At 55.3% G+C, this 23,008-nt stretch carries 16 protein-coding genes and 2 pseudogenes; 9 read left to right on the top strand and 9 right to left on the bottom strand.

What is annotated here, in order from left to right:
* Positions 1 to 1,355 precede the first annotated feature (1,355 nt).
* Positions 1,356 to 1,676, bottom strand: coding sequence for a hypothetical protein (locus OHL23_RS22190; protein WP_263354184.1), 321 nt, complete (start codon positions 1,674 to 1,676; stop codon positions 1,356 to 1,358).
* A 157-nt stretch (positions 1,677 to 1,833) separates the two neighbouring features.
* Between OHL23_RS22190 and OHL23_RS22185 the strand changes: the two genes are divergently transcribed.
* Positions 1,834 to 2,292 carry a hypothetical protein gene (locus OHL23_RS22185; protein ID WP_263354183.1) on the top strand — a complete coding sequence of 153 codons (459 nt, stop codon included), beginning with the start codon at positions 1,834 to 1,836 and terminating at the stop codon, positions 2,290 to 2,292.
* Between the two features lie 747 nt (positions 2,293 to 3,039).
* Here the strand turns inward: OHL23_RS22185 and OHL23_RS22180 are convergent.
* From OHL23_RS22180 to OHL23_RS22165, 4 genes are all read right to left on the bottom strand, one after another.
* Positions 3,040 to 3,243: a hypothetical protein gene (locus OHL23_RS22180; RefSeq protein ID WP_263354182.1), complete on the bottom strand. Its 204-nt coding sequence runs from the start codon at positions 3,241 to 3,243 to the stop codon at positions 3,040 to 3,042.
* A 25-nt stretch (positions 3,244 to 3,268) separates the two neighbouring features.
* The gene (locus OHL23_RS22175; RefSeq protein WP_263354180.1) at positions 3,269 to 3,472 is read right to left on the bottom strand and encodes a hypothetical protein; all 204 of its coding nucleotides are present in this window, start codon (positions 3,470 to 3,472) and stop codon (positions 3,269 to 3,271) included.
* A 130-nt stretch (positions 3,473 to 3,602) separates the two neighbouring features.
* The gene (locus OHL23_RS22170) at positions 3,603 to 3,887 is read right to left on the bottom strand and encodes a hypothetical protein (protein ID WP_263354179.1); all 285 of its coding nucleotides are present in this window, start codon (positions 3,885 to 3,887) and stop codon (positions 3,603 to 3,605) included.
* A gap of 505 nt (positions 3,888 to 4,392) precedes the next feature.
* Entirely contained in the window at positions 4,393 to 4,698 is a 306-nt protein-coding gene (locus OHL23_RS22165) for a hypothetical protein (RefSeq protein WP_263354177.1), read from the bottom strand.
* 258 nt (positions 4,699 to 4,956) lie between these two features.
* On the opposite strand from OHL23_RS22165, the gene OHL23_RS22160 reads away from it, so the two are divergent.
* On the top strand, positions 4,957 to 5,541 hold the full coding sequence (locus OHL23_RS22160; RefSeq protein WP_263354176.1) for a hypothetical protein: 585 nt from the start codon (positions 4,957 to 4,959) through the stop codon (positions 5,539 to 5,541).
* A 217-nt stretch (positions 5,542 to 5,758) separates the two neighbouring features.
* A pseudogene (locus OHL23_RS22155) lies at positions 5,759 to 5,959 on the top strand (permease prefix domain 1-containing protein); the annotation flags it as partial.
* A 150-nt stretch (positions 5,960 to 6,109) separates the two neighbouring features.
* On the opposite strand, the gene OHL23_RS22150 reads toward OHL23_RS22155, so the two are convergent.
* Both OHL23_RS22150 and OHL23_RS22145 read right to left on the bottom strand, forming a co-directional pair.
* Positions 6,110 to 8,743 carry a serine/threonine-protein kinase gene (locus OHL23_RS22150; protein ID WP_263354175.1) on the bottom strand — a complete coding sequence of 878 codons (2,634 nt, stop codon included), beginning with the start codon at positions 8,741 to 8,743 and terminating at the stop codon, positions 6,110 to 6,112.
* A 17-nt stretch (positions 8,744 to 8,760) separates the two neighbouring features.
* On the bottom strand, positions 8,761 to 9,330 hold the full coding sequence (locus tag OHL23_RS22145) for an ECF-type sigma factor (RefSeq protein WP_263354174.1): 570 nt from the start codon (positions 9,328 to 9,330) through the stop codon (positions 8,761 to 8,763).
* Between the two features lie 318 nt (positions 9,331 to 9,648).
* Here OHL23_RS22145 and OHL23_RS22140 point away from each other — a divergent pair, with 318 nt between their 5' ends.
* Positions 9,649 to 13,866 (top strand): beta strand repeat-containing protein, encoded by a 4,218-nt coding sequence (locus tag OHL23_RS22140; protein ID WP_263354173.1) that lies wholly within the window; start codon positions 9,649 to 9,651, stop codon positions 13,864 to 13,866.
* 267 nt (positions 13,867 to 14,133) lie between these two features.
* Here the strand turns inward: OHL23_RS22140 and OHL23_RS22135 are convergent, their stop codons facing one another.
* Positions 14,134 to 14,289: a hypothetical protein gene (locus OHL23_RS22135; protein ID WP_263354171.1), complete on the bottom strand. Its 156-nt coding sequence runs from the start codon at positions 14,287 to 14,289 to the stop codon at positions 14,134 to 14,136.
* A 1,029-nt stretch (positions 14,290 to 15,318) separates the two neighbouring features.
* Here OHL23_RS22135 and OHL23_RS22130 point away from each other — a divergent pair.
* The 5 genes and pseudogenes from OHL23_RS22130 (at position 15,319) to OHL23_RS28995 (ending at position 21,249) form a co-directional block, all read left to right on the top strand.
* Positions 15,319 to 15,810 carry an ATP-binding protein gene (locus tag OHL23_RS22130; RefSeq protein WP_263354169.1) on the top strand — a complete coding sequence of 164 codons (492 nt, stop codon included), beginning with the start codon at positions 15,319 to 15,321 and terminating at the stop codon, positions 15,808 to 15,810.
* A gap of 697 nt (positions 15,811 to 16,507) precedes the next feature.
* Positions 16,508 to 17,665, top strand: coding sequence for a hypothetical protein (locus OHL23_RS22125; protein WP_263354168.1), 1,158 nt, complete (start codon positions 16,508 to 16,510; stop codon positions 17,663 to 17,665).
* A 17-nt stretch (positions 17,666 to 17,682) separates the two neighbouring features.
* Positions 17,683 to 18,633, top strand: a complete 951-nt coding sequence (locus tag OHL23_RS22120) for a 2-hydroxyacid dehydrogenase (protein ID WP_263354167.1) — start codon at positions 17,683 to 17,685, stop codon at positions 18,631 to 18,633.
* Between the two features lie 227 nt (positions 18,634 to 18,860).
* Positions 18,861 to 19,940: a DUF3300 domain-containing protein gene (locus tag OHL23_RS22115; protein ID WP_263354166.1), complete on the top strand. Its 1,080-nt coding sequence runs from the start codon at positions 18,861 to 18,863 to the stop codon at positions 19,938 to 19,940.
* A 212-nt stretch (positions 19,941 to 20,152) separates the two neighbouring features.
* A pseudogene (locus OHL23_RS28995) lies at positions 20,153 to 21,249 on the top strand (DUF2950 domain-containing protein).
* A 1,003-nt stretch (positions 21,250 to 22,252) separates the two neighbouring features.
* Here OHL23_RS28995 and OHL23_RS22100 read toward each other — a convergent pair.
* The gene (locus OHL23_RS22100; protein WP_263354164.1) at positions 22,253 to 22,969 is read right to left on the bottom strand and encodes an RNA polymerase sigma factor; all 717 of its coding nucleotides are present in this window, start codon (positions 22,967 to 22,969) and stop codon (positions 22,253 to 22,255) included.
* Positions 22,970 to 23,008: the final 39 nt, after the last annotated feature.

Genomic DNA, 23,008 nt, shown 5'->3' with positions numbered 1-23,008 from the left:
GGGAACGCCGCTCCAGATGTTTATGTGGGGAATGGCCTCATGGTTGTCGAGTTCGGCGTTCGGAGCGCAGGAATGGTTTACCTCTGCGCTTGTCAGACTCGAATCGTTCTCGCCACTGGCAATCGTCTGGTAGCATCTCGTGCAAATTGAATCGACCGTAGAGTCTCGGTTGCGCCTATGAGCGAAAGAAATGAATGAAGTCATTGCGTCACTCCTGCGACGATTGTGGATTTGCAGTACCTTATAAACCCTTGGGGAGGGCTATCTTGCATTCACGCTACTCATGGAACCAACTTCGAGTATGGTCTGCTTTGCTCAAATCCTTCAGTTTCAGGGTGTCAGCCTTTCAGCATGTTCAGGTTTGGAAGACCTACTATGCCGGGCCATTGGATCGCCCATATATTGCTGGCTGTCGTCGCGTTGAGGCAGCGCCCACAGCCTGTTAAAACGTTCCTCGCTGAGAATCCGTGTGGTAGTGGTCCAACTCGGACGTGGAGCAGGCGTGTCCTTGTTCCGCAGCTATTAGGTCGGCTTCGGATCGCGTATTAGCGACCTTTCGATAGCAATCCATGCATATCGAGTCGATAGACATGTCCGGATTCTGAAGCCTTGCAAAGTACGTCTGGATCGGCATTTAGTACTCCCGAGCAGCCAACAGCCTTTGGAACTGGGTGTAGAGCCTTTTGCTTCGTGGCCTGCTCCGATGCTGACTATATGAGTGGGAACGCACTGAGGTATGGCCCATATTGCTCAAACCGGAGCGTATAAGGCTAGGTGGGCATGTGCCTCCATGGCGTGGAACGACTAGCGCCAGACATGTCGCAGCGGAGGTAGACCTAACAACGCTGGAACTCTCCCGCAGACGTGCTCCATCTCAGCTTCTGCAAGATCGGATTTGCTCACTCCTATGGCAACGGTCCAAAGGCATCGAAGGCAGAGTGAATCGAATGTACCGTCGCGATTGTGTTTGCGGTAGGCGAGGATCGGCACATCGTCAAACGTCGTGGCACGACGCCACACTATGCCGGGGCGATTCACAGTAGCGACTCGCTCGAATGGTGATAGCGGAAGATTTCCTCGCGTCGATCAATCTCTGCATTCGGATCACAGAGATGGTTCTCCTCTGCACCTGAGAGAGTCACATAACTCTCTCCGTTGGCAATGGTCTGATAACACCGAGCACAAATCGAATCGACAGTGGAATCGTAATTGCGCCTATGGGCAAAGGAAATGAACGATTGCATAGCGTCACGCTTGCGATGATGTCAGTGTCGAACAAGCAGATAACTCTTTGGGGAGGGCTGTCTGGAATCCACGCTACTCATTTGGTCGACTGCCAGTATGTTCTGTATTGCTCATAACTTCACAGCTATAGCTTTTCTGACGATGGACCCGACAACTTGGAAGGACCCAGGTGAGGTTAGCAGTATGGTAGCTTCCAGTTCATCGCTGGACAGGAATACAGGGATTCCAGCATTGAATAATTCGGCCAATTCACCTTTTTCCTCTGAAACCCGGCACAGTCCTTCAGACGGATTAGAGCCGGTCTTCCATTTGAAGCTATCGTCCCTACTGAGATAAAGGGAGAACGTTACGTGGGTAGCCATACCTTGTCTGTTGAGAATCTTTCCCGACAGACCGACGAACCATTGGATGAGTTTGGTTTCCGATTTCATAGCATACCCTCAGAACTGCTAACAGAAAGCAACCCGTCATTCTTTCGCATCTTCAATATAATCTTCCAGCGTACAACGGATGAGCTAGTTTGCACAGACTTCACAAACGAAGCGGCGCACCGTCAAAGCAGTGTACGAATAGGAGTCACTCTAACCTATGGAAGTTAATGACGTTGTCGCCACTATTCTAGAACGCGAAACAAAGTCCACGATTGCAGCTTGGCTTTACAGAGTCAATGCGGAACCCGACATAATTACCGTTAGACTCAACGACGAAGACCGATGCTTTCATCTGCCGAATCTCTTCCGTGACCTCGTGACCCGCCTGCGTAACCCGCTCCCGCTAGGCACCCGTGCCCTGACCTCTGACGCTGCCGACGATCACGGTTGTTTACGGCGCGTTCAAGGCTATACTCCGGCCATGCTGGTTGAGGAATCGCGGATGTTGCAGGTATCGATATTCCAGACATTGCGGGACCATCTAAGCACATTAGACATGAGTGTGGTTCTGGCGGATGTCATGACGATAGCCGACGAAGTGGATTCGCAATTGGCACAGTCGATGGCGAGCTATATGTTCGAGGACCGTCGCGAAGCCGACTTCATCGAGGTTTAGCGCAAGTCTTCAGTCCGGCTGAGGCGAGCGCCGAGTCTATGTAACCGCCTTATAACCACTGCTCTAGTGTAATTCTTAGACCTCGTTCATCGATATCACTACCCGGAACAAGCAAATTGGAAAAGTCGTGCCTGCTCATAGTTTGCGGACGCCATACCACTTTTATAAGATTCCCTGTGGCGATGAATGCTCGCGAGCCTGTATTACGTTCGATAGTCCACGTTTCGGTAATAATATACTGGACAAAACAGCATAGACTATCGTTCACGCTCTGGCGGGTCCGAGACGACCTCTTTGCTTACAGGGCATACATAAAACTTGAAGATTTTGAAGTACGCTGTACGCGTATCCTCGGAACTCTGGTGTTGAACGAGCGGGACATTGGGCGCACCGCAGAGAGGCGGATTCGAGTTCTCCTTTACAAAGCAAACGTGGCCCATTTGTAGCTCCGAACAAAATAATCTACGTGATTGTGCTCAATAGGATAACCGACTCTTAGCGAGCAATATAGACCATACTTTTCTGTTCGCTGCCCTCTAGCGTTGCGGTAAGGGGAACCCTATGAACAACTCAGAGGAATTAGAGAGCTTCTTAGAAAAAGTCGATTCGATCCAGCGCAGATTTCTGGAAAGCCTTATCACCGGACAGCGCGACCCTATTTTCAGGGAATCGAAGACAACGCCCATCCCTGAGACCGAGCACACTGCAAATCAGGTTATGACAACGGAACTAGCTAGATAATCTAGGTCACGATTTCTTCGACTCAGTCTTCTTCCCATTCGTCTTCTGCCACTCCGCCTCGCGACGCTGCATCTCTTCTTCGGAGACGGTGAAGACTTTGCGGACGGCGTTGTCTATCCGTTCGACCCGGCGGCTACAGCGGCAATGATGGCCGTTACGATGACCAGCGTCGAGGCGTACCTCTCCCGAACCCGTCGCTGTTCTTCCCATGCCTCAGCCCGCTTCATCTCGCCCATTAGCGCACCCGCTTTGCGACTTCGTGATGAGGGAAGTCCAGGCCAACCTCGGTAGGCAGGTAGAGGCGCGTCTCTCGGCAGAGGATGCAAGTCACGGCGATGTACTTCTTTGGCGCATCCGTGACGCCAGCCGGTACATTCCTGCGGCAGGGTTTGCACTGGACGCAGTAGAGCTTCCGGGCATCGGAGCGGAAAAATGCCATGACGGGACTATAGCGAAGAAAAAGCGAAGTGTATAGCGAAAATTAAACCCCACCGGAGCGAAAGCCGGTGGGGATTTTTTGCGTCTAGCGAGTTGAGAGCCGTCTCACGCCCCAGCTCGGTAACCTCTAATCAGTCGCAGCCTGGGCGGCGCGGCACCAACACCACCCATCCGCGCCTGGGCACCGTGACCGCGTAGCCGCATCGGCGTCCGATTCCACGCTCAAGGAGCAGGTCATACATAAGCGGTAGCGTGACTTCACAGCAGCCCTTCGCGCCGCGCAAGAGGATAACCTCAGGCCTGAGCCGGTGGATCTCCCGGATCTCCCAGATAACCGCTGCCGCTGTTCTGAAATGACGGTGGTGACGGCCAAGGGGCCGCTCCAGGACTACCTCTAATGGCGGGAAGCCAATCATGCGGCCTCCAGATATTCGGGCACGCTGGCCGAGAGTTCAGCCTGCATTGCGAGCAATTGGGCGTAGACCGCCTTACGCCGTGAACGGATGGTGGGGGGAGGTGGGGTGATTCGGGACAGGGATCGTTCGTTTGGGTTCCGGCAAGAAGATGAAAAGGAATTCAAGGGATCAACATCTTTCCGCACTGCTGGGTGCCAGCCCGTCGAGTGCAGTTGCAAAAGCGATGAAGGTCTCACCCATCATCCCGGACTTGACCTCTGCCTCATTACGGCAGACAGTCGCTCCTGCTCAGACGTGGGCACATTTGAGGACACACTCGTTTCCGAAATGTGCTCCAATGTGCCTTTTCGCTCCCTTACGCTCCCTTTATATCCATGATTCTATTGGTCTTACCGTTCTGTCGCGGCAGAGGTCGCGGGTTCGAGCCCCGTCGTCCCCGCCATACAAAGCAAAGAACTTAGCTTCGTATGGACTTTAAAGTGACAATCCACAATCCGTCCACACCTCATTGGATCGTCCTTCCCTGCAATCCCACCGTATTCTTCGAGACACGCTCGTGCAGGATGCCGATTTTGTAGACGCGGTGCATAATGCCGCGAATCTTAGCTACGGTCGTCCAGGCAAGCCCGTTGTCCTTGTGGAGCGACAGCAGCCATTTCTGAATCTCAAACGGCTTGACGTCGTCCGCAATCTCATTACGCCAGCGGAACACGAGGTAATCCATCACGTAATGTTTCACGATGGGGACGGTGTTGGTGGATTTCGGGCGCACGGCTTCCGCACTGAAACCCACCTCCAGATAAAAGCTCACCAGAGTTGTAAACAGGACGCGTCCGATTTCGGGCTCGGTATTGATTCGGGTGAGTAACCCAAGCCGCTGCGCCTCTCATCCCGCTCTTTTGGGAACAGGGAAACAAGCCCGATTGGAAGAGTTCTTTCCTTCCGTGTCCCGTCCGGCGCGTTGGTCCGAAACCGCAGCATCCATGTCTCTCCGGCAAGCCGCTTCACTTTTGCTGGGGCGCTGATTGTCCTCGCTACGTTTCTTACCAAGGAAGTACTCCGCGACCGCATGAAAGATGCTGCAGAAGCAGTTGGAAATGCTCGCACTATGGTCCTTATAAGCGCTGATAATCAGCGGACGTCGGAACAGATCATGAGTGGACTGGAAACTCCGACTAACACGTTGAACGGGATTGATATCCCGGCAGGCCAGCTTGAGTCAGTCACTAAGCAGAAGATGAAGGAAGATTTTATCGCGAATATGTCAAACTTGGCTAAATTGGACATCCTATCCCAACTTGTCGGTATTCTCCCACCATCGAAGGACAATAGCCATCAGCTTCGGGCACTGACACAACGGTTTGGAGAGATGGGCGATATGTTAACTAACGTAACCCATGCTCTGGATGAACGGAAGGTAACATCTCTGATCTACGACCAAGCCAGGACTGTGCATTATTATGCAGCGGTGTTTGCTTGGGATTCGCTGGTGTTCGCAAGAGATATCTCCGAGCAGGCCAAAGACGAAAGCGAACGACGAGAGGGATTGGCCGAGAGTTTTTCCAAGCTCAGCTATTTCCTGTACTCCATCGGCTGGGGCGTGGCCTTTTGGGGGCGTCTCTGGGGAGCGGAACCTATAGAGGGTTTTGAATAGCGTATCGGTCTCTCGGTTCAAGTTGCGCTGCTGAGTCTCGACGACAATATAGGATGAGTTCCGCTGATCGATTATTGCACTCGGACAAACCGGATTATCACGCGCCATCATCGCTCACCTGTTGCTTTCCCAACAGGAGGGTGCCATACCATCGGACTGGAGCCCGTCGGAAAACAATCGCCGCGCATTTCTCTATAGTGGAAACGGAGGATCTGACATGAGAGTCCTGCAGCGATTCTTCACACGCCTGCTAGGCATCATGACCATGCTCAACGGCGACGAAGAGCCTGGAGACGAACTGTTGAAGGAAGAGATGGAGTCGCACATTGCGGCACAAGCGGACGAGAACGTCCGCGCCGACATGACTCCCCAGGAAGCGCACCGATACGCCTGGCTGAAGTTCAGAGCAGTCCAGGTGGTTCGCAAAAGCTACCACGCCGAAAAAGGGCCTGCCCTTCGTGGAGATATTCGGCTGGACGTTCGTTATGCATTCCGTTTGCTTCGCGTGTCTCCTGCGTTCAAAGTTGTCGCCATCCTGACTCTGATGCTGGGAATGGATGCAAATAACTTAGATTGGAAACGCTTTGAGCTCGGCTCGATAACGCGCTGCTTGATCAACGCGATGAAGTCCATCGTAGATCGCTGCAAGGTCCTTGCGCGATGCGCGCAGGAATCCGTTGTCGGCCGCTACATGCTTTACGAGATATTGATAGGCAGGCAATGTCTCGCTCTCGGCGTCCTTGAACCGATTTTGGCGCAGCAACGACCGGCCTAGCTTCAAGTGAGCGATGACGGCATTCACGCTATCTTTGGAGGAGGCATCCAGGCGGCGAACAGCTTCCCGATAATTCTTCTCCGCGCAGGCGTTGTCTTTTTGATCCAGGCATACGCTGCCGATGTTTGAATAGGCAATTGCGATGAAGGGATGCTGGTCTCCGACCGTTGCCCTCCAATGATCCATCGCCTGAGTGAAGTAGGATCGCGCCGCGTCATATTGCTTGGCGTCGAAGGCTACCATGCCTAGCTGATTCAATGTCGAAGCCACGGTCGCACTCATCCCGCCGTTCACGTGCTTCTGGATCACCAACGCTCGCTGGAGCAATACCATGGCTTCCGCATCGCGCTTCTCGTAACTTAACTGCTGGGCAATCGCGGTCAGGTTTGCGGCGGTCTCGGGATGGTCAGCTCCATACCACGCTTCGGTGATTGTGAGCGCGTGCCGGTAATAGCGTTCGGAAGCAACATAGTTTCCCCGGTTGGTTTCGATTGCGCCGAGGTTATTCAGGATCTGCGCTACGGCCGGATGCTCCTCACCATACAGCCTTCGATATATATCGAAGGCCTGGCGGTTGTAGGATTCCGATAAGTCGTACGCTCCTTTATAAAAGTGGGCATTGGCTAACTCAGCTAGATTTTCCGCCGTGTCGGCGGTTGCTTCCGCGTTGCTGGGTTGCAGCTTGAGAGCGGCTTCCAGGATGTCTTTCGCTTCGTCATATTTTCCACGTGTCTCCAGCACCGAGCCCAGAGCGACCAGCGCGCGCGCATAGGCCACGCCGGATGCCGAGTCGACCTTCTGCAATGTCGACATCCCGGACCTTACCAACTGCTCCGCCTCGTCGAGCCTGCCCTGCTCCTTGCGTAGCAGGCCGAGCGCCACTTTGCTCTCTGCGACCTTGCGGTCACTTGAACCGAGCGCCTTTGTCCGCTCCTGCAGTGCGGCGTTCAACAATGGCTCGGCCTGATCTAACTTGCCGAGCTTCTGATAGATGTCTCCAAGTGTCGCTTGCATGTCGGCCTGCATTTCGGGATCGCCGCCCAGGCTCTCGGCTTCATGGCGGCCTCGATCGAGCAGTTCGACGGCGCGCAGTTCCAGTGCCGGCCCAGCGGCCTTGTCACCGCCGTCGAACAGGCTCTCAGTGAATTGCTGAATCCGCAGCGTTCGCGCTGCTTCGCGCAGCGCTGCATTGCGCGCTCTGGTGAGTCGCACCGTATAGAAGACGATGGTTCCGGCGATCACTACCAGAGTCGCCGCGAGGGCCACGAGTCTGCGGCGGTTTCGCCGCATGAACTTGCCTACTGTGTAACTCCACTTGGCGGGCCTTGCTTCGAGTGGCCGTCCTTCCAGCAGAGCATTTACATCTCGAATCAAGGCATCCACCGTTGCATACCGACGCTCAATCTCCGGCTCGAGTGCCTTGGTCGCCAGTATGTCAAGATCTGCCCGTTCCGCCGGGCTCAACTGCGCACGCCGCTCGGGTGTTTCTCGCCGAATCAGCACCGACGGCTTCTCCGTAACTGGATCTGCCGCAGGGGTGTCACCCTCGTGGACGCGATGCGGCAATCGTCCTGTCAGTAGTTCGTAAAGCAGCACTCCCAGGGCATATACGTCGGTGTAGACGCCCACCGCATCGCCGGCCAGTTGCTCTGGCGCAGCATAGGCGAGGGTCATCAGCCGCAGCCCAGTAATGGTGGGATGATCCTGGGAGTCATCACTGTTCAACTGCTTGGCGATGCCGAAATCCAGCAGCTTCACTTCGCCGCTGTTGTTGACCAGGATGTTCGAGGGTTTTAGATCGCGGTGGATGATGGCATGGCTGTGGGCATACTGAACGGCTGCGCAGACTCGTCCGAAGATCCGCAGACAGTCGCGTACCGTGCCGTTCTGTTTCCTCCGATACTCGTTCCAATACTCGGTAAGGGGAAGTCCTTCGGCATACTCCATCACAAACCACGGAGTGCCATCTTCGAGAGTGCCAGAGTTATAAATGCGGGCGATGGAGGGATGGTTCAACTGCGCCAGGGTGAGCTGTTCAATACGGAAGCGCTGGCGGCGCATGGGCGAAAGCCAGGCATCGCGCAACAACTTGATTGCGACCTGTCCGCCGATATCCGTGCGCTCGGCGAGATAGACAACGCCCATCCCACCTTCGCCCAGCAGCCGCAGCAGCCGGTACGGTCCAATCTGCTTTTTGATCAGCGAAGGCAACGGGCCAAAGTCGAGAACAGATCTCGCGGCCTGATCCAGTCCTGCATCGAGCAGGGGTTGACCGCGCCGATCTTCCTGAAGCAATTCCATTACATCGGTCAGCAGAGTTTGATCGTCGCCACACATTGCGCGCAGCGCGGAAGACTGTTCTTCTTCGGGAAGATCCACGGCGCTCGAAAAGATTTCCTGCACAGCCTGCCATCGTGCTTCGTCCATGCGGGCCTGCTTTCAGTTCAATGTGTTTCCACTTCGGCCATTCCGGATTCTCCGCCGAGCGAACGCCGTATTTCGACTGCCAGCCAAGCCCGCGCGGAACGCCATTCCCGCGCCACGGTGGCCTCGGAAACCTCAAGAAGCACGGCCAATTCGCTGACGTCCAGTCCGCCGAAGAAGCGCCCCTCCACCAGCTTCGCCTGTCGCTCCGAGATTCGGCTCAGACTGTCAAGCGCGCTATCCAGAGCCAGAATGTCCCTGGGCTCGGAAAGGGTGTTCATGCCGGGCACGAATTCATCAAAGGTCACCAGCATCTCGCCACTGCCTCGCCGCGCCGCGTTCCTTCGCCTTGCCGCGTCGACGAGCACCTGGCGCATCGCTCTTGCTGCGATTCGCCGAAAATGCAACGGCGATGTCTCGGCGATCTCCGGCGAGTGAGCCAGTTTCAACCAGGCTTCGTGGACGAGTGTGGTCGGCGTGACCTTGCCGTTTTGTTCGCCTCGCAGCACACCCGCCGCGAGCCGGCGCAGTTCCTCGTACACCAGACTGAACTGTTCGTCGAAGGAATCCCTGCCCTCTGCCGCGATCATTTTGAGCCCTCCGCTCACAAATCCGAGAAATCCGCGCTCCCCATGATAGTTTTGGCGATCCCGCTACGCAATTAACAGTTGAAGGATTCCTTCCATTCCTGCGTTTTCAAGTTGCGCGAAGGAAACCAGAGCTGCACCCAATCGACTACGCCTTTTGAATGACCTGGGTAAGTACGACCATATCCGCTTCTCATCCCCCTGAGAAGCACCAGGTAGCAATCGGAGCAGAATCTCTCGTTTCCTCCGCTTTGCGCGAAGGAGCCAGTCGCATTTCTGTCGTTCACCTCAAGACACTTCCGCAGAGAGGAACACACTGTCATGTCATTGCCTTCGATTTTCGCCCCCGGCCACCGCACACGATCCACCGTTTCCTACGGCGATAGGCTCCGCGGCGTCGCCTCGGCACGCTTGTCTCGCTTCAGCTTTCTCATGGCTGCAAACATGCTCCTTCGATCCTGGCTGCTGCTTTGCGTAGTGGTGTGCGCCCTGGCCGCGCCCTCCCGCATGTGGGCGCAAAAGCTCGAGCCGATCCCGGCGCTCAGTTTCAGCACTACTTTTGGCCAGGACAATCCTCTTTCGCAGATGATCACCGTCAATAGCACGGGGGCGAGCTTCACCTTCACCGCGACGGCGACAACCAACTCCGGCGGGAGCTGGCTGACACTCACGCCAAGCGCCTATGGATATGGCGTCGCAACGCCCTATGCGATTACGGTAAGCGCCAAGGCCGCCGTTACGCTGGCAGATGGGACCTATACCGGCCAGATTGTTGTGACTCCGACCACGACTACGATTGCTCCGATGACCATTCCGGTTACGCTGGTGGTCCACGCCGCGACCGCGGCGTATTTCGACCAGATCGCGGGCGGCGTTACCTTCGCCGAACTCACCGCGGGCGATGCGCCTCCTGGTCAGGCATTGCAGGTTAGAAACGCCGGAGCCGGCACGCTTGCCTGGACTGCCTCGACCAGCACCGCTGATGGCGGCGCATGGCTCAGCCTTTCGGCGGCGAGCGGCACCGCGCCCTCCAATCTTACGGTCAATGTGGTTCCCGCCAAGTTTCCTGGAGCCGGCCTGGTCGCCGGTACCTTTACCGGGCAGGTCCTGCTCAAGACTACCGGCGATTCGGTTACAGTTCCCATCACAGTGAATGTGGGTCCCAATATCTTCCGCCAGGTCAATCCATTGCGTTTCGTGAAGACCTATGCGGGGTTGAATCCGCTTTCCCAGACGATCACTATGGCCAGCACCGGCACGCAGTTCACGTTTGCCGCGTCGGTGCAGAACTCCACTGGCGGCAACTGGCTGACTATTAACCCCAGCGCCTATGGATACGGCGTAACCACGCCTCAGGCCATCACGGTGGGCGTGAATCCGGCGGTAACGCTGGCTGCGGGCACGTATATGGCAGAAGTGATTGTGAACTCCGAAGACGGCCATCAGGGCTTCAGCATTCCTGTCACCATGGTGGTGAATCCCGATACGTCTGCGTACTTTGATGACGTTGCGGGCGCTCTGAACTACTCCATGGAGACGGCTGGAGACGCGCCTCCCGCGCAGGAGATGCAGATCAGGAACGCGGGCGCAGGAACGCTGGCCTGGACTGCCGCGGCAACCACGGCCGATGGCGGAAGCTGGCTGAGCCTGTCGGAAGCCAGCGGGACCGCGCCTGCCGATGTTTCCGTTACGGTCAACCCCAAGAATCTGCCCAACGGCGGACTTATCGCTGGAACATTTGTGGGTCAGGTACTGCTACAGAATGCCACCGGCGATGTGACCGTACCGGTGAGTTACACGGTCGGCGCTAATGCGTTTCGACAGGTCAATCCGCTCAACTTCAGCAAGGTTTTTGGGGGCGCGAACCCGTTGCCGCAGGTGATTACCATCGCCAGTACCGGAACGAATTTCACCTTTAATGCCGTGGCCATCAACTCCACCGGCGGAAGCTGGCTGCAGATCAATCCAAGCGCTTACGGCTATGGCATCAGCACACCCCACTCGATTACGGTCAGCGTCAATCCAGCCGTCACGCTGGCGGAGGGAACCTATTCGTCTGAAGTGGTGGTCACATCGGAAGATGGTACCCAGGTGCTCAACATCCCCGTCACGCTGACCATTGAGGCGCCTACCGCGACCTTCTTCGATGCGCTTCCCGGTCAGATGTCCTTCACCATGCTGACGAAAGGCAACCCGCCGCCGCCACAGGTACTGCCGATCCGCAATGCCGGCGAGGGCACGCTGGACTGGACAGCCGCCGCAAGCACTTCCGACGGAGGGGCATGGCTGACAATCTCCGCTACCAGCGGGGCCGCTCCCTCGAACCCGACTGTCAGCGTAGTGCCTGCGAACCTGCCCGGCGGCGGACTGGTCGCGGGGACTTTCAGCGGCCAGATCCTGCTGCAACTCAACGGCAGTTTCGCCACCGTACCGGTCAGCATGGTGGTCGGCGCGAATGTCTTTAACCAGATCAACCCGCTGAACTTCACCATGACTTATGGAGGAGCCAATCCACTGCCGCAGGTCATCACCGCGGCCAGCACGGGAACGAATTTCACCTTCCTCGCGTCGGTAGCCAGCTCCACCGGCGGCAACTGGTTGACTATCAATCCCAGCGCTTACGGCTACGGTATCAGTACTCCGGAAGCCATTGTTGTCAGTGCTAATCCGGCGGTGACACTGGCTGCCGGAACTTACGCCTCGGAGATCATTCTCACCTCGGCAGACGGCACCCAGACCATCACGGTCCCGGTTACGCTGACGATCGCTGCGAAGACCGGGACTTACTTCGACTCGCTTCCCGGTGCGTTGAGCTTCTCCATGCTTACCGGTGGGACTGCCCCGCCAGCACAGCCTCTTCGGATTCGAAACGCCGGCGCCGGCACGCTCACCTTTACGACATCGATCAGCACATCGGACGGAGGCGCATGGCTAACCACTTCCCTGGCCAGCGGTACCGCTCCCAACGTTCCTCAGGTCAGCGTCATTCCTTCCAAACTTCCCGGAGGAGGACTGACCGCCGGCACCTTCACGGGCCAGGTTATTCTTGAAACCACAACGGATCGCGTCACTATTCCGGTCAGCATGGTTGTAGGAGCCTCGGTCTTCCGGCAGGTCAACGCACTTGACTTCAACATGACCTACGGCGGAGCCAGCCCGTTGCCTAAACTCATCAACATCACCAGCACCGGTGCAGCCTTTACCTTCATTGCGTCCGTAGCCAACTCCACGGGTGGCAACTGGCTAACTATTAATCCCAGCGCCTATGGCTATGGCCTCTCCACGCCGCAGAACCTGATTGTTACGCTGAATCCTGCCGTGACTCTGGCTGCCGGAACTTATACGGCGGAGATCATCGCGACTGCCGCTGTGGGCAGTCCGTCGATGGTCATTCCGGTGACGCTCACCGTCAATTCACCAACCACGACTTACTTTGACGACATGCCTGGCGGCGTCAGCTTCTTCCAGACCATAGGCGGAGCGAATCCGGCAGCCCAGAGCATTCCAATTCGCAATGCTGGAACGGGCACTCTGGACTGGTCGGCAAGCGCGATCACCTCGGATGGCGGCGCATGGTTGAATCTAGTGGCTGCCAGCGGGACCGCGCCTTCGAGCCTGTCCGTATCCATCAACTCGGCGAACCTGCCCGGGAAGGGGCTGGTTGCTGGCATCTTCAACGGCCAGATTTTGCTTAAGACTGGAGGCATCCGTGAAACCATTCCGGTGCAGGTCGTGGTGGGCGCCAACGTCTTCAAACCGCTGGCTCCGCTTACCTTCAGCAAGCCATACGACGGCGCGAACCCGACGTACCAGCTACTGAATGTCGCCAGCACCGCAACCAATTTTAACTTCTACGGCCTGGGAGCGAGCGCGAACGGCGGTAAATGGCTCACCATCAATCCCAGTGCTTATGGATACGGCATTCCTACCCCTGAATCGGTTCAGATCGCCGTCGCTCCCGCAACGACCCTGGCTCCCGGCTCCTACGTGGGAGAGGTGATCTTCACCTCAAGCGCAGGCGATCAGGGCATGGTCGTCCCCGTCACCTTGACCATAACCAGTTCTTCGGCCACGGCGCTGCCGACCTTTACCCCGCCAGGAGGCACTTATACCGCCACGCAAACTGTGACGATCGCGGATGCAACCCGCGACGCGGCCATCTACTACACGACAGACGGCACGACGCCCACGACTGCCTCGAAGGTCTACAGCGCGCCGATCGCTGTGACCACGACGGGCACGACTCTCAAGGCATTCGCGATCGCGCCTGGCTATCCTCAATCCGCGGTAGCGACCGCGGTCTACACAATTACCACACCGCCCGCGGCTACGCCGATTTCTACGCAGACAATCGCGATTGCCGACGCTACCACGGGAGCGACTGTGTATTACACCACCAACGGCACTACGCCCACCACGGCTTCCACCAAGTACACCGGGCCCATCGTCTTTTCCACCAGCGCGACGCTCAAATTCATTGCTGTCGCACCCAACTACATCCCGTCAGCGGTTCGCACCGTCGTCGTCACGGTCCAATAACTAACAGCACTCGCTGTCCCATGAAACAGAGCGGCTCTCCGGAATCCGAGCCGCTCTGTTTCTGAACCGGAATTCTGCTCGCTTCCTCGCCATATCGAGGCCGATAGCCCTCAATGCGCCGGTGACAGTCTCGACTTTGAATATCGCAGACGATGAGTTCTGCGCCGCGCCATGAGTGGAATGACACGTTGGCGTCATAATTGTTGCAACTTCTTATAGGGCCCGATCAGGGCGAGAGCCTGACTGACGGTGATCCGGGAAGGCGCGTCAATTGAGAGTTCGCTCAACGAGGCTGATCTCTGTCGCGTTCAATGCGGCAATATAGAGTTTCAGCACCTCTGAATCCGGTTTGCCGTGGTCTTCAGCGAGGATGCGCTGCACGACCTTCACTACAATACTGTGCGGCGCAGAGCAGTCACCCATTCGCCACTTGGAGACCGTTTGCATTTGCCAGAGCAGCGTTCAGAATACAGATACTTGACACGAAACCGACCTCCAGAAGAAAAACCACCCGGTCCAAGGCACGGAAGGCCACAAGTTTTCTTCTCAATTATCCCCAAGCTATCCACCTGAAGTACGCCACTTAATCTATAAGACGAAGCCGTTTACTCTCGGTCGCATAGGCCACCGAATTTCGCAACGCACTGTGGGGGTAGCAGTTTGCGAGTGCTTTCGGGATCAGCCACCGAAAAGCCCACAGGAAAGCTCATGGCGAAATCGGGCTGACAGTCAGTTTTCATTTGTCGCGTACAGGCTAAAGCCCTCATCGAGGATGGTTTCGTAGCAAGAGCAGGGGATCGGTATTTATCAACGCGCTTGGTCAGCGACTCTCGCGAAGCATACGATTCGCCGACCCACAACCCAACCCATAAATTCTGCTGTCTTGCCTGTTTTCCGCGTGTTTAGGCAGTCCCCGCGGTCTTGTAGGTCGTTGAAAAACCTAATGCCAGCCGATTGACATGCGGGACGCAGCAAAAGAAGCGATCTCGCCTTTTGCCCACAACCTGGTTGATACGGCCGCGACGCTGTTTCACCAATTCGGTAAATCGGCATTGCTCGGAAAGAAGGTTTTTGGGTTGTCCAGCGAGTTCTCGAGCCCGCACTGTTCGCGCAAACCTTCCGTTCTCTGCGACGGCTTTGAAATAGTGCAGATGTCTGAGCTCCATAAATAAAATGCTATTCCAATATTCCTATCTGTTTTGCAGATATGTGTGTTCGGAACAAAGTGCGGGTCCTCTCCTCCCTTCAGGAATCCATATAGCAGTGACGTTTTCTCCGGCATGTTTGCGGGGAGGCGGTTGCCGAGAGGCGCTTTGAACCATGTGGATCGTTAGACTCCCTCTGGATCGTCGGTGCCGCGCACGAGCGCGTACCTCAGCACAATGCAGATCAAGCATATGCATGGCGTGACGGTCTAGCAAAGTCTGCAAATCTCAAATGGAGTTGGAAGACATGTCTCAACCACACACACTCTGTCTCGTACCTTGCATATCTCATGGCGTTTTCTTTGTTGAGTTGCGTCAGTCTTTCCCGAGTCAAATCCAGCCTATCTCGCCGTTCGTAGAACGGCTCATTCACTTCATTGCAAAGGCTCGAAGCCTGGTGGGGAGTGAGATTGGCTACTTCGACCGCCTGGACATTGGGATAGCGCTGCATGAGGCGCTAGCAAATGCCATAGTGCATGGCAACCAAGAGGACCCTGACAAGCGCGTTTACGTCGTGTGCCGTTGCACTACAGGTGGAGAGGATTCGATCACGGTTCAGGACGAGGGACAAGGGTTTGACAGCGACGCAGTACCGGATCCGACAGCTCCAGAGAACCTGCTCGCAAAGCATGGGCGCGGGATTTATCTCATGAAGACTTTGATGGACGAGGTTCGTTTTGAGCAGGGCGGTGCACTTGTTTATATGCGCAAGAAGCCCAACGCTGGTCAGCCGAAGTGAAGAAAGCATGATGACACCGACAAGCAAGAGCTTAAATACCGCAACCACCATTTAGAAATGACAGCTCAATAAGTTTTCGTCTAGGAGGAATATGGGAAGCGAGAATGTGGAACTTCTTTGGTACGTTTTCTGCCTAATCAAAGCGGTGATCTTACTATTCACCTTCTTATCCGTCACCCTACTCTGCAAGTGGCTCTTACGCTGTATTCCCTGGAAGAGTGTTAGACGACGACCGATGAAACCCGCGATCGTACATTTTCTTGGCACTCTGCGTCCTTCTCGAAACTTCGATGCTTCGCAGTGCGAAGCTATCCATCGGAGCCTCAGCGAGAGAAAGAAGCGTATTGGATGAACGATGCCACTGATAGAGGTCACGATGAAACTAAGGTTCCTGGCGGTAGCTGGAAACAGTGCGGAAGTAACGGAACTGCTGCTTGGCACTTAAGGACTTTATTGCAAAGCCTCGAAGCATGGAGGCTCAAAATCTGTAGCACTGAGGAGACGTACTATGGCATCCAACGAAAAGCTCAACACTCATCAGAAGGCGCTCCGCATCAATCTCGATCCGACCAGCTACGGCTCCTTCGCCGAAATTGGCGCTGGCCAGGAAGTGGTGCGATGGTTCCTGGTAGTTGGAGGAGCCTCCGGGACAGTTGCCAAATCGATCTCCGCGTATGACAAGGAGGTCAGCGACGATTTGTACGGTTCTGGTGCGCGTTACGTTTCCAGAGAACGCCTCGAAGCCATGCTGGATAGCGAATGGGAGCAGCTCATCAACCAATTGAACAAAAGTCATGGATCGAATACTCGCTTCTTTGCCTTCGTTGATACCATTTCTGCCCGCAACTACGCCGGAACAAATGAGCCTCACGGCTGGGTCGGCCTACGGTTCCAGCTGCAACCCGGCGGCCAACCGAACGACATAGTTCTTCATATCAACCTGCGAGATCCTTCCAACGCCCTTGAGCAAGAGGCTATTGGCATCCTGGGCGTGAACCTGATCTACAGTGTTTTCTATCAATTGGAGATGAAAGAATCTTTCTTCGAGAACGTTGCTCAAGGAATCGAGAAACGTATTGAAATTGATTATGCGGAAGTACGTGGGGTTGCCTTCGAGGGGTGGGACCAGCGCGCGATTCTAGCTCAATTGGTGCGCGCTGGTCTTGCTGAAGCCGTCTACTTTCCATCAAGTGGGCCGCCTGCACCTCCTATCGAAGTTCTCCACAAAAGAGCCGTTGTGCTTGCGCCAGGATCGTTCGAGCACGTCGATCCCACTCATGCGGCAATCCATGAACAGTTGCTGGCCTCGGGGGTTCAGCAACTCCGCGGAGAGTTAGATGAAAACGATCCCGCGCCTAGCGGCTTCTTCTGCCTCTCGGCAATGCCGCTCCGAGAGATCGATTCGCCTCCGGGAATCACTAACCTGCTGGAGCGTATAGATGCCCTTCACAGGCGTGGCGGTGGAGTATTGCTGTTCCGGGAACGAGAGCTTTACAGCATGACCGCTCTTGTGAATCGCTATACCAAGGAACATGTCCGCTTTATTGTTGGCCTATCTCTTCTAGTCCGCATATGGGAATATCGCTTCACGCAACTCGCTGGCAACTTGCTTGAAGCTTTGTCCCGCCTCCTGGCGCAAAACGTCCGCATATATGCCTATCCGATGCGTTCAGGAGATCTCCAACAAGCGATCCAAAACCTCTCAACCATAGACTGGCGGTGGACTGATACGGACGGATGGGTGTCTGCTCTGCAGCTTCATCCTGGAGCGCCGCTCGGTCACCTATACGACTATGTTCTCGCCAGCAACTTTTTTGTGCCAATGCAGATTCCGGTGGCACAGATCAACTCTTAGTAGCGGAGACCTTGTAGATGCGTATTCTCTTTTGTGGAAACACTTTTCCGGATGCTCCCGAGTACCTTCGAGAACATCTCCCATCCGATGCCAACGATGAAATCATCGCATGTACCGCGACAGACATTATCCCCAAACTCAGCGGAGTCGATATCGTTATCCCTAAAATGCAGCGAATCGGATGTGCAGAGATTGAAGCGGGCCAGTTTCAATTGATTCAGCAGTGGGGGACCGGTCTGGAATGTATCGACCTGGAGAGCGCGAAGAAGAAAGAGATTTACGTAGCGAATGTGCCTGCAACCGGAGGCAATGCCGAGTCCGTGGCGGAGCACGCGATACTACTCATCCTGTCACTCTTGCGAGAGCTGCCCAAAGCACAGGCGCATGTGCGTGCTGGGGTGCATGGGACGCCGCTTGGCAAGATGCTTGCCGGCCGCACAGTCTGCCTCTACGGTTTGGGGGCGATTGCGTTACCGCTTGCAAAGCGTCTCCATAGCTTCGAAGTGAATCTGATCGGAATAACCCGAGATCCAACCGCTTCGAAGGTCAGTGAGTTCGGCCTCTCGCGCTGTTTTTCCCTCGAGGAGCGTGAACGGGCTTTCGCAGCAACCGACATCCTCATTTTGTGCATGCGCTACACCGAGGAGATGCGCGGCATGATCGGAGCTAAAGAGTTGGCATGGCTCAAGCGCCGTGCCTATCTCATCAATGTTGCGCGGGGTGGTGTCATAGACGGAGAAGCACTGTATTCACATCTTGTCTGCGGTCATCTTGCTGGAGCGGGTCTTGATGTGTTCTGGCAGGAACCAATTCCAACGAATGATCCTGTCCTGGCTCTGCCCAATGTTATCGCAACTCCACACGTTGGAGGCGCCACCGAGCCTTCGTTTGAAATGATCGCTAAAGTAGTTGCTACCAACGTCGAGCGGATTCGATATGGAAACCCTCCGCTGCACACCGCGTTCTAAGAAGTCACGAGGGCATTACCGGATCTCGCCGGAAACGGCCATGCGCGGCTGTGCCCATTTCGGCGATGCCAGACCTCCTTGTAAACACCTCAAAGCGATCGGAATTTGAACAGAGAGACGCCCGTTCATGCCGGCAAGAATTTGTGGTTATGAATGGATGAAAGCTCTGGGCGGGTCAGTAAGCAGCCATGTCCATCCGCCTAAACACACAGAGGAGGTTCAAAAACATGAATATTTTCCGGCGTACCGCTGGATTCTCAACTCATCGATCAGGTAAGCAGAACCTGGTTTCCCTGTTGTTGTGGGCTTTGTGCTTCGCTATTTCGCCGCAAAGTCTTCTGGCCAGTCAGGATCAGTACGTACCACCGCAGCAACAAGATGCCCAACAGGACCCCGGGCAGTTACAGCAGCTGGTTGCGCCCATTGCGCTCTATCCGGATTCGCTTTTGCCGCAGATCCTGGCTGCGTCCACTTATCCCGAACAAGTGGTCGAAGCCGACAGATGGGTGCAAGCGCATCCTGCTTTACAGGGTGAAGCTTTGGGACAAGCTGTGGACCAGCAACCTTGGGATCCGAGCATCAAGGCCCTCACTGCATTTCCATCCGTACTTGGAAACATGGACAAGAACCTCTCCTGGACCTCGGCCTTAGGCGACGCTTATTACAACCAGCAATCGGACGTGATGGCTGCGGTGCAGGCAATGCGCCAGGAAGCGCAGGCGGCCGGCAACCTTCAGTCCGATCCGCAGGAGACGGTCACGACGCAAGGCTCGAACATCAGCATTGAGCCTGCCAACCCTGATGATGTATACGTCCCGGCGTACGATCCATGGGTGGTTTATGGAGAATCCGTAGCGGCTTGGCCGGGGTGGTATCCGTATCCCGGAATCTGGTTCGGCGGCCCAAACCTCTACTTTGGTCCCCACTTCGGAACCGGTTGGTACCGAGGCTATGGATGGGGCTGGAATCATTGGGACGCCGATTGGCGCGGCCGGTCCGTGCTCTATTACCACAACAGGTTCCACTCCAACAGCACGACGTTCTATAACCGGAATGGCTTCCACCAAGGTGGCGTTGAACTCCTCGACCGCCGGGAGACTGACAACCATCCCGTTGAACCTCCCCGGCCTTTCGGTGGAGACACCAGAGCTGCTCAAGGATATGCAGAACCCCGCAGTCAAAGCAATATCCGCTCGAACGCCTTCGGCGGTTACGAGCACGGCGGCGAGGAAAGAGGGTTTTCGTCACGCGGAAGCGAAAGCTTCGGTGGAGGCGGAGGGTTCCACGGCGGTGGCGGGCGACGATAACTGCGCTTCGTTATGCTCCTGGCAGGAAAACGTTTGAAATGGAGAATCGACCTATGTGGAGAAAACAATTGAACATCTATACATCTCATTGCACCCGCCTTTCGCAACTCACAGCACTGGCGATCCTTTTGGCGGGGTGCTCTCCCAGCCCTTCCATGGCGTAGCAGACGGGCCAAAAGACATTTTCATCGCCGGAAGAAGCCAGCAATGCACTGTTCACGGCACTGCAGAGTAACAACGAAAGGGAATTGCTCGTTATCTTCGGACCTGACAATAAGCAAATCGTCAGGTCCGAAGATGATACCGAAGACGCCCGGAGCCGGGCTAATTTCGTCGAGAAATATAAGGAAATGCACCGCCTTGCAAAAGAGCCGGGTGGAACCACAATCTTAATTATTGGCGCCAGAAACTGGCCCACACCCATACCACTGGTCAACAAAAATAACTCATGGTTCTTCGACACCGATGCAGGCGCAAAGGAAATCTTGTTCCGACGCATTGGCCATAATGAAATATCCGCGATTCGCGTTTGTCAGGAACTCGTGGTGGCCGAAAACGAATATCGTTCCAGCCAGCACGACGAGTACGCAAGGAAGATCTTCAGCGACGAAGGCCAGCACAACGGCCTTTATTGGAAGGTCGCCAATGGCGAACCTCAGAGTCCAATCGGCCCGTCGGTAGCGTCGGCCGTCGCCGAAGGCTACGCCAAGGGTCAGGCCGGACCTCCGACCCCTTACCATGGTTACTATTTCCATATCCTGACGAAGCAGGGAAAAATGCCCCGGGTGGCGCGAAATCTTACATCGTCCACGGCAAGATGACGGAGGGTTTCGCTTTCCTGGCCTATCCGGCGGAATACAGGTCCTCTGGCGTCATGACTTTCATCGTGAACCAGGATGGAGTGGTGCTACAGAAAGATCTCGGCAAGAAGACCGATGTTCTCGCCAAAGCCCTGAAGAGATACGATCCCGATTCCAGTTGGCAAAAGGCTGACGGGCAACAGGAGCAGACTGCCGGCGAACCTCAAAGCAAATGGCAAGCAGGCACGATCACTGCGGTGCATTGTGATCAAGTCGCTGACCCCGATCCTTCTACCACGAGCTACGAGGTTTCCTTGAAAGTTGGCAACGCCGTTTATGTCGCGGTGTACAAACCGCCGTTCGGCATAGATAACGTGCCGTCTGCAACGGGTCGTGACCTCGCGGTCTTGATCGGGGAGAACACCATTATGTTCAACGATCTCCTGGGTAATTCATTTCAAGTACCGATTCTGAGCCGCACGGTAGTCACCGTGCAGGCCAGTCAATGAACCGCTTGCACCTCGCTTCGAAGACTCTGAGCGGACTCTAAATGCGGGCCGCGCGTTGCGACGTCGACGCTCCAAGCAGCAACGGAGTCGGTGGCATCAGCCAGAGTGTGGACATGGCTCAGAGTCGATTAACTCGAGAAGTAGGACTGTTGTTTGAGCAATGAACTGATCGTAAACGACAACTTCTTCGAGGAAGGTTTACGAGCACTCGGGGCCGATATGTCGAGGATTCTGCATCGGCCTCTGTTTACGTTTGGCATAATTGCAACCTCTCCTGCTTTCATTTTCAAGTCACTCATATTTGTTCCGCGCTCACTCTGCCTTGCGGTTACGTGGAGTAGGTAGCTGGGAAGGCATTCGCAAGCGATCGCACCTTTTGAAGAATCCGACAATTCTGGAATTCGAGCGTCAAATCTGGGTCAAAATGCGTACCGCATAAAATGCTATCAATGGACATCTTGTCTACAGCTTCCACATATTCAGTGATCCACACCGAAGCGGCAGATTGATCGAGAATTCTCGCTGTCAATGAATCGCCCAGGAGGTGAGATTCAACGCTCTGATGAGTCCTGGAATCAGGACCCGATCGATTTCCTCTTGCTTCGCGAAGTGCTCGATCTGGTTCGCTGCATCGCAAGACAGCACTGTATTGCGGCCGGCATTCTCGCCCAAGTAGTGATCGGAAAAATGCTTCAGATCCGCCGTACGCCTGACAATCCAATTGTTAACGTCATGGTAGATAGGTCCATCGTTCCGTTCTAGTAAATATCCAATCGCTTTGGATCGACGACTTTCAGTATACTCAGGGCGGCATTGAACTTGTGCGTCCATGAAGTAACATAGGGCACGGCCAACAAACATCGGCTTGAGAAATCAATTGGGAACAGACTTCTACCTGGTTGATCTGCCATACGATGGCCCAAGCTGTTGTTACGGTTGATTTTCTATTACGCGCAATGTTACTAGCGTGTTCTTTGCTCGTAGGACTGTTGTGAGGACCAATTCACACAACTTTGCGAGCGCGCGTAATACTGAGCGACGGTGACGCTCTCTGTGGCGCAGCGTTGCTCTCTCGCTGCAAAGCTTTACGCAGAGAGATTCGAGCGTGGAACAAACGAGACTTCGTTGCGCCAACAGTGATGCCTGCGAGATCGGCGGTTTCCTTTAGTGACCGGTCATTCAATTGCTGGATCTCGACCACCTTCCGCAGACGCGGCCTCAAGCGGCGGATTGCTTGTTTCAAGCGCTGTGCGCTTTCCTGCCTTGTAAAGAGTTCTTCAACGTCTTTGGTCTGGTCTGCGACCTCCAAGAAGTGCCAGGCATCGCCGACATAGACCTCCATCGACGTCTCGGGATGAGCACGCTTCCTGCGTAGAGCCATAAGCGCCGAATTGATCGCTATGCGCGTTACCCAAGTCGAAAAGCTCGCTCGGCCAACAAATGTTTTCAAATGGGTATAGACTTTCATCCACGCCTCCTGAAGCACGTCTTCTGCATCGTCTCGATTTCCCGTGATCCGACAGACCGTGAGAAATACTTTATTCGAGTGCCGCTCCCACAATTGAGCAAAAGCTGTGTGATCTCCCGACTTGGCCGCCTTAACAAGTACCGCATCGGTTGCTCCAGCAAGGAGCTTCCGACTGATGCCGTATTGCAATGTGCATGTATCCATGAAAATCCCTTTCTGTGAATCCACATAACCAGAACCGCAGCTCTTCATCTGGCATGGGTCCAGACAGACATGGTGACGTGGATTTGG

The sequence above is a fragment of the Acidicapsa acidisoli genome, assembly GCF_025685625.1.
Classification (GTDB): Bacteria; Acidobacteriota; Terriglobia; order Terriglobales; family Acidobacteriaceae; genus Acidicapsa; species Acidicapsa acidisoli.
The sequence above is the reverse complement of the archived record's forward strand: the minus strand, read 5'-3'. Positions and strand labels throughout refer to the sequence as shown.